Genomic DNA, 6,602 nt, shown 5'->3' on the forward strand with positions numbered 1-6,602 from the left:
CGCCCCGGCCGTACCCGCCCGTCCCGGTCAGGTGAGCCGGATGAGGCGCCGCTCGACGGCGGCGGTGACGGCGGCGGTGCGCGTGTCCACGCCCAGCTTGCCGTAGATGTGCACCAGGTGGGTCTTGACCGTCGCCTCGGTGATGAAGAGCCGCCGGGCGATCTCGCGGTTGCCCGCGCCGCTGGCGAGCAGCTCCAGGATCTCGACCTCGCGCGTGCTCAGCGCGGGACCGGGATCGCGTATCCGCCGCATCATCCGGGTCGCCACCCTCGGCGACAGCACGGTCTCGCCCCGGGCCGCGGCCCGGATGCCCTGGAACAGCTCCTCCGGCGGGCACGCCTTGAGCAGGTAGCCGGTGGCTCCGGCGTCGATGGCCCGCACGATGTCCGCGTCGGTCTCGTAGGTCGTCAGCACCAGGACCTGCGGCGGCGAGGGCAGCGCCCGGACCCGCCGGGTGACCTCCACCCCGTCGACGCCCTCACCGAGCTGCAGGTCCATGAGCACGACGTCCGGCTCGCACGAGGCGATGCCCCGCACCGCCTCCTCCCCGTCCACCGCCTCGCCGACGACCTCCATGTCGTGCTCGCCGCCGAGCAGTGCCACCAGCCCGGCCCGGACCACCGGATGGTCGTCCACCAGGAACAGCCTCATCGCCCTCCCGTCCCGTCCGCCGCGACGTCCCCGTCCCCCGCCCGCGGCGCCGCGGCGGGACGCGGTGCCGCGGCGTCCCCGTCCCCCGCCGGTGTGCCCCCGGCGGGCCGCGGTGCCGCGGGGGAGCGCCCGGCGGGGACCGTGGCCGCGACGGCCGTCCCCTCCCCCGGGGTGCTCTCGACGGCCAGGGAGCCGTTCACCTCCGCGAGCCGGTCACGCATCGCCCGCAGCCCGTATCCCCGCCCGGGGGCCGGGGCGGGCTCGGCGAATCCGGCGCCGTCGTCGAACACGTCCAGCGTGACCTCGTCATCCAGATAGGACAGCGTCACCATGGCCTTCCCCGCCCGCGAGTGGTCCCGGACGTTGGCCAGCGCCCCCTGCGCCACCCGCAGCAGCGCCGCCTGGACCTCCGGCTCCAGCGGGCGCCGCTCGCCCTCGTGCCGGAAGCGCACCTCCAGCCCCGTGTCGTGTCCGGCCCGCTCGCACAGCCGGGCCAGCGCCTCGGGCAGCGAGACGCCCTCCAGGCCGGGCGGCTGCAGGTCCCGGACGAACCGCCGGGCCTCGTCCAGGTTCTCCGCCGCGGCCAGGGCGGCCCGCCGTACATGGGCGCGGGCCAGGTCCGGGTCGGCGGCCCACATCCGGTCGGCGGCCTGGAGCAGGAGCCCCATGCTGGTCAGGCCCTGGGCGAGGGTGTCGTGGATCTCCCTGGCCAGCCGCTCGCGCTCCTCCAGGACGCCGGTGCGGTGCTCCGAGTCCGCCAGCGTCCCCTGGGTGCTGATCAGGTCGTCGATGAGCCGCTGCCGGGCGGCGCTCTCGCGCTGGAGCTCCCAGAAGATCACCGCGATCATGGTGGCGACGCCGATCGGCGCGAGGATCAGGCTGAGGTCGACCTCCTGGGCGATCTTCAGCTGGGCCGCGATCACGACGAGCGTGAGCACCGCGGTGGCCAGCAGGAAACCGCGTGGCGGCAGCGACCGCAGGCACAGGAAGAGCAGCGGGACCGCGCACCAGCTGAACGACGGCGCGAGGACCACCAGCGCCAGCCAGACCGCGACCACCGTCCCCAGCCAGACCAGGCGGCCCCGGCCGGGGTCGCCCCAGAAGACGACGCCGGCGGCGTACACCAGGGCGAGCAGGCCGCAGACGGCCAGCGAGGCGACGGTCCGCGCGTCCATGCCGTGCCGGGACACCAGCCGCCAGGCGGAGGCCGCGAGCAGCAGGTAGAACCCCAGGTGCATGGCCCGGCTGAGCCAGACGCGCTCCCTCATCACCGCCCCCGTCCGATCCGTCTCCGACGCTATCCCCCGCCGAGGATGCCGCCACCGCGGGGGCGGCGCATCAACCGATCGGTTGACCCCGGTCTCGACCACCCGGCGTCCGGGGGTCGACCGTGCTCCCGATGGCGTACGGCGGCGCCGGGGGCAGCCTTGGGTGTGCCCGATCCACCGCACCGAACTGGAGAAACACATGACGGCCCTGTCCGCCCGCACCCGTGCGATCGCCGGCTCCCTCGCGGGACTCGCCATCCTGACCGGCGCCACCGGCGTCGCCGCCGCCCAGACCGCCCCCACGCGGGCCACGAGCGGCCCGCAGGCCGTCGTGCAGACCGGCGTGCTGTCCGCCGACGCCGCCCTGAAGATCGCCGACGCCGTGCGGAAGGAGGCCGCCAAGCAGGGGCAGCGCGTCACCGTCGTGATCGTCGACCGGTCCGGCGCCACCCGGCTGGTGCTGAAGGGGGACGGCGCGGGCCCGCAGACCGAGGAGTCGGCCAGGCGCAAGGCCTTCACCGCGGTCTCCTTCGGCAAGACGACCAGCGAGCTGGCCAAGGGCGCCTCCGGTGACGGCCCGACCATCGCCGACATCCCGGGCACCCTCTTCCTCGGCGGCGGCGTCCCGGTCACCTCCGGCGGCGCCCCCATCGCGGGCATCGGGGTCGGCGGCGCGCCCGGCGGCGACATCGACGAGGCCATCGCCCAGGCCGGTCTCAAGGCGGTCGCCGGGCAGCTCGGCTGAACGGGCCGAGTGGTGAACGGCCGGCGCCGGGCGCTCCTGGCCGCCGGGCCGGCCCTGCTGGCGGCGGCGTGCGGCGGCCGCGAGATGAGAGGATCAGGCATGCTCAACGCACGATTGCTGGCCGGCGCCGCGCGCGGGGACGCCGCCGAGGTCCGGGACGCGCTCCGGTCCGGGGCGGACGTCGAGGCCCGCGACGGGCAGCGCCGTACGGCCCTGCTGCTCGCCTCGGCGGCCGACCACGTCGAGGTGGCCGAGGCGCTGGTCGCGGCCGGCGCCGACCCGGACGCGGCGGACCTCAAGCACGACACCCCCTGGCTGGTCACCGGCGTGACCGGCAGCGTGGCGATGCTCAGGGCCCTCCTGCCGGCCGGGCCCGACCTGACCGTGCGCAACCGCTACGGAGGCGTCTCCCTCATCCCGGCCTGCGAGCGCGGGCACGTCGACTACGTCCGTGAGGTCCTCAAGACGGGCATCAAGGTCGACCACGTCAACGACCTCGGCTGGACCGGCCTGCTGGAGGCGGTCATCCTCGGCGACGGCGGCGCCCCCTACCAGGAGATCGTCGGCCTGCTCGTCGCGGCCGGCGCCGACGTCGACCTCGCCGACCGCGACGGCGTCACCCCGCTCGCGCACGCCGTCGCCAAGGGCCAGCGCGAGGTCGCCGCCCTGCTCCGCGCCGCCGGGGCGCGCCAGGCGCCCGGGGCGGGGTGAGGCCGGCCTGGCGCAGGCGGAGCAGGGTGAGGCCGGCCTAGCGCAGGCGGATCTCGCCGACCGGACGGCCGCCGCCGAACAGGACACCGGCGGCCAGCTCGTCGAGACCGGCGCCCTCCAGGCCGAGGGCGCGCAGCGCCGCGACCGTGACCGGGACCCGGGCCCGCTGGCCACCGTCCTCGATCTTGACGGTCCCGGCGCGACCGTCGGCGAAGGCGAAGGCGTCGAACGCCTCGGCGCCCGCCTTGACCATCAGCCCGGGGACCGCGCGCATCAGCCGGGCCTCCGGCCGGGTCGTGCCGGACGTCCACTCGGGGTGGTCGCGGAAGGCGTCGGCGATGCGGCGCTCGGGGGTGCCGGGCGCGGCCTGGACGAAAGCGCGGAACGCCCGGGTCACCCCCACCATCGACACGAAGAACAGCGGGGCGCCGCAGCCGTCCACCCCGGTGGCCGCGACGCGCTCGCCGGTCAGCTCCTCGACCGTGTGGCGGATGGCCTTCTGCAGCGGGTGCGCCGGGTCGAGGTAGGTCTCCAGCGGCCAGTCGTTGACCACGCAGGTGGCGAGCATCGCCGAGTGCTTGCCCGAGCAGTTCATGTAGATCCTGGCCCGGCCGCCGCCCGAGCGCAGCACCTCGTCCCGGGAGGCGACGTCCTCGGGCAGGTCCTCCGGGCAGCGCAGCGCGCCCTCATCCAGCCCCGCGCCGGAAAGGATCCGCCGGGCCCCCGCCACGTGGAACGGCTCCCCCGCGTGGCTGGCGCACGACAGCGCGAGCAGCTCCCCCTCCAGGGCGAGCCCGGCGCGCAGCATGCCCAGCCCCTGCAGCGGCTTCATCGACGAACGGGGGGAGACCAGGGCGTCCACCGCGCCGTGCACCCGCACCGGGGAGCCGTCGGCACCGACGGCAAGCATCCGGGCCCGATGTGTGGATTCCACGAACCCCGAACGGACGACCTCGACAACCAACGACTCAGCAGACACCTTTGTCTCCTTTCGCGAGGATTCTAGGGAGGTCGAGGATCACGAGATGATGGGGGGCATGCGTGCGGTTGTTCAGCGGGTGAGTTCCGCTTCGGTGACGGTGGACGGGACGACGGTCGGGGCGATCGACGAGCCCGGCCTGCTGGTGCTGGTCGGGGTGACCCACACCGACACCCCGGCGGAGGCGGCCAGGCTCGCCGCCAAGCTCTGGGGCCTGCGGATCCTGTCCGGCGAGAAGTCCTGCTCCGACATCGGCGCGCCGCTGCTCGTGGTCAGCCAGTTCACCCTTTACGGCGACGCGCGCAAGGGGCGCCGCCCCACCTGGCAGGCCGCGGCGCCCGGACCGGTCGCCGAGCCGCTGGTGGAGGCCGTCTGCGCCGAGCTACGCGCGCTGGGGGCCCACGTGGAGACCGGGGTGTTCGGCGCCGACATGAAGGTCGGCCTGACCAACGACGGCCCCATCACGCTGATCCTGGAGATCTGATCCGGTCATCGGAGAGTCCGGCGCGGCGGCCGGGCGCGGCTACGTCCTCGCCGCGCTGACGTCTGCCGCGCCGCCGTACCGTGTGCGGTGCGGCGGCGCGGCCGGCCTGGCGTCAGCGGATGCGCCGGCGCAGAGCCGGGTCGATGGTGACGTTGCGCCCGGCGTCCGGCGGCACGATGACCTCCTGGGTCGCCGCCACCCCCGCGGCCTGCAGCGTGGCGTCCACCGGGACGGTCCGCTTGACCACCGCCAGCGCGATCGGGCCGAGCTCGTGGTGCCGGGCGGAGCTGCCGACCGAGCCGACCTCCACGCCGTCGTGGACCACCGGGGCGCCGTGCTTGGGCAGCGTGTCCACGCTGCCGTCCAGGTGGAGGAAGACCAGGCGGCGCGGGGGGTGGCCGAGGTTGTGCACCCGGGCCACGGTCTCCTGCCCCTTGTAGCAGCCCTTGCTCAGGTGGAGGGCCGTGCCGATCCAGCCCACCTCGTGCGGGATCGTCTTGTGGTCGGTCTCGAAGCCCAGCCGGGGGCGGTGGCCCTCGATCCGCAGCGCCTCGTAGGCCCAGAGCCCGGCGGGCTTCAGGCCGCCGAGCCGGTCGGCGAGCAGGTCGCGCGGGAGCAGCACGTCGTCCCCGACGAGGACGGCCCCGGCGGGCGGGGTCAGCCGCTCGGCGCCGGTCACCGAGACCACCGCGTAGCCGGCCGTCACGTCGGCGACCTCGACCCGGAGCATGAACCGCATCTTGTCGAGGAACTCGACGAGCCCGGCCGACGTGCCCGGCTCCACGTGCGCCCACACGGCCTCGCCGTCGTCGACGAGCGTGAGGTGGTGCTCCACCCTGCCCTGGGCGTCCAGCAACAGCGTCTGGGTGGGCACACCGGGTCTGAGGTCGTCGAGTTTCTGCGAGCTCAGGCTGTTGAGCCAGCTCAGCCGGTCGGGCCCGGAGACCCGGACGACCTCGCGGTTGCTCCGGTCGACCATCGCCTCACCGGCGAGGAACGCACGCTGCTCGGCGAACGGGTCACCGTAGTGTCCGGCGACGTCGGCGTCAGGGGTCTCGGCCGCGACCGCGCCGGGGATGTCCAGCAGAGGGCTACGCATGGACCCAAGCCTACGAGCCCTCAGCGGCACTTACGGCAGCGGCCGAAGACCGTCAGGTGGTGCACGTCGACGGCGAACCCGAACTCCTGGTCGAGCTTGCCGAGGAAGTCCTGGACCAGCTCGGGACGGACCTCGTCGATCTCCCCGCATTCGTGGCAGACCAGGTGCACGTGGTCGGAGTCGGCGGCCAGGTGGTAGGTGGGGGCACCGTGTCCCAGATGGGTGTGGGTGACCATGCCGAGCTCCTCGAGCAGTTCGAGGGTCCGGTAGACAGTCGAGATGTTCACCCCGCGGGCGGTCTCCCGCACCCGGGCGCAGATCTCCTCGGGAGTGGCGTGCTCGGCGGCCTTGACCGCCTCGAGCACCAGCTGGCGCTGCGGGGTGACCCGGTAACCGCGCGCCCGCAGTTGCTCGTGCCACGACGTCTCGGTCATGCCCAGAGTCTAAAAGCATCCCGGCACGAGAGGGCTCCCAATTGTGAGCGAACCTCGGAGAAGCGCTCCCACCTGTGGGATCCCGCACCGCGAATATTCATTTGCCGGACCGGAATCTGTCGCATAACGTACGGATCACGCCGAAAGGAGGTGGTCCGAACAATGGTTGATCATAGTTGGGCTAGCGAGGTGGCTGTCCGCTGATGAGGGTTCTGGTTGGTTCTGGCTTCT

At 74.1% G+C, this 6,602-nt stretch carries 8 protein-coding genes; 3 read left to right on the top strand and 5 right to left on the bottom strand.

Annotated elements, in window-relative coordinates; translation table 11 throughout:
- Positions 1-27: 27 nt before the first annotated feature.
- Positions 28-651 (bottom strand): response regulator, encoded by a 624-nt coding sequence (locus tag ACZ6R6_RS41040; RefSeq protein ID WP_470102343.1) that lies wholly within the window; start codon positions 649-651, stop codon positions 28-30.
- Complete coding sequence (locus ACZ6R6_RS41045; protein WP_470102344.1) at positions 648-1,919, bottom strand: sensor histidine kinase; 1,272 nt, start codon at positions 1,917-1,919, stop codon at positions 648-650. Before ACZ6R6_RS41045 ends, ACZ6R6_RS41040 begins: the two co-directional genes overlap by 4 nt.
- A gap of 199 nt (positions 1,920-2,118) precedes the next feature.
- On the opposite strand from ACZ6R6_RS41045, the gene ACZ6R6_RS41050 reads away from it, so the two are divergent.
- Positions 2,119-2,664 (top strand): GlcG/HbpS family heme-binding protein, encoded by a 546-nt coding sequence (locus tag ACZ6R6_RS41050; protein ID WP_470102345.1) that lies wholly within the window; start codon positions 2,119-2,121, stop codon positions 2,662-2,664.
- 99 nt (positions 2,665-2,763) lie between these two features.
- On the top strand, positions 2,764-3,375 hold the full coding sequence (locus ACZ6R6_RS41055) for an ankyrin repeat domain-containing protein (RefSeq protein ID WP_470102346.1): 612 nt from the start codon (positions 2,764-2,766) through the stop codon (positions 3,373-3,375).
- A gap of 37 nt (positions 3,376-3,412) precedes the next feature.
- Here ACZ6R6_RS41055 and ACZ6R6_RS41060 read toward each other — a convergent pair whose 3' ends face one another.
- On the bottom strand, positions 3,413-4,354 hold the full coding sequence (locus tag ACZ6R6_RS41060; RefSeq protein ID WP_470102347.1) for an asparaginase: 942 nt from the start codon (positions 4,352-4,354) through the stop codon (positions 3,413-3,415).
- 58 nt (positions 4,355-4,412) lie between these two features.
- Between ACZ6R6_RS41060 and dtd the strand changes: the two genes are divergently transcribed.
- Positions 4,413-4,838 (top strand): D-aminoacyl-tRNA deacylase, encoded by a 426-nt coding sequence (dtd, locus tag ACZ6R6_RS41065; protein WP_306859941.1) that lies wholly within the window; start codon positions 4,413-4,415, stop codon positions 4,836-4,838.
- A gap of 112 nt (positions 4,839-4,950) precedes the next feature.
- On the opposite strand, the gene ygfZ is transcribed toward dtd, so the two are convergent.
- Positions 4,951-5,937 carry a CAF17-like 4Fe-4S cluster assembly/insertion protein YgfZ gene (gene ygfZ, locus ACZ6R6_RS41070; protein WP_470102348.1) on the bottom strand — a complete coding sequence of 329 codons (987 nt, stop codon included), beginning with the start codon at positions 5,935-5,937 and terminating at the stop codon, positions 4,951-4,953.
- 20 nt (positions 5,938-5,957) lie between these two features.
- Positions 5,958-6,371 carry a Fur family transcriptional regulator gene (locus ACZ6R6_RS41075; protein WP_451929899.1) on the bottom strand — a complete coding sequence of 138 codons (414 nt, stop codon included), beginning with the start codon at positions 6,369-6,371 and terminating at the stop codon, positions 5,958-5,960.
- Positions 6,372-6,602: the final 231 nt, after the last annotated feature.

The sequence above is a fragment of the Streptosporangium sp. NPDC048886 genome, from assembly GCF_055586905.1.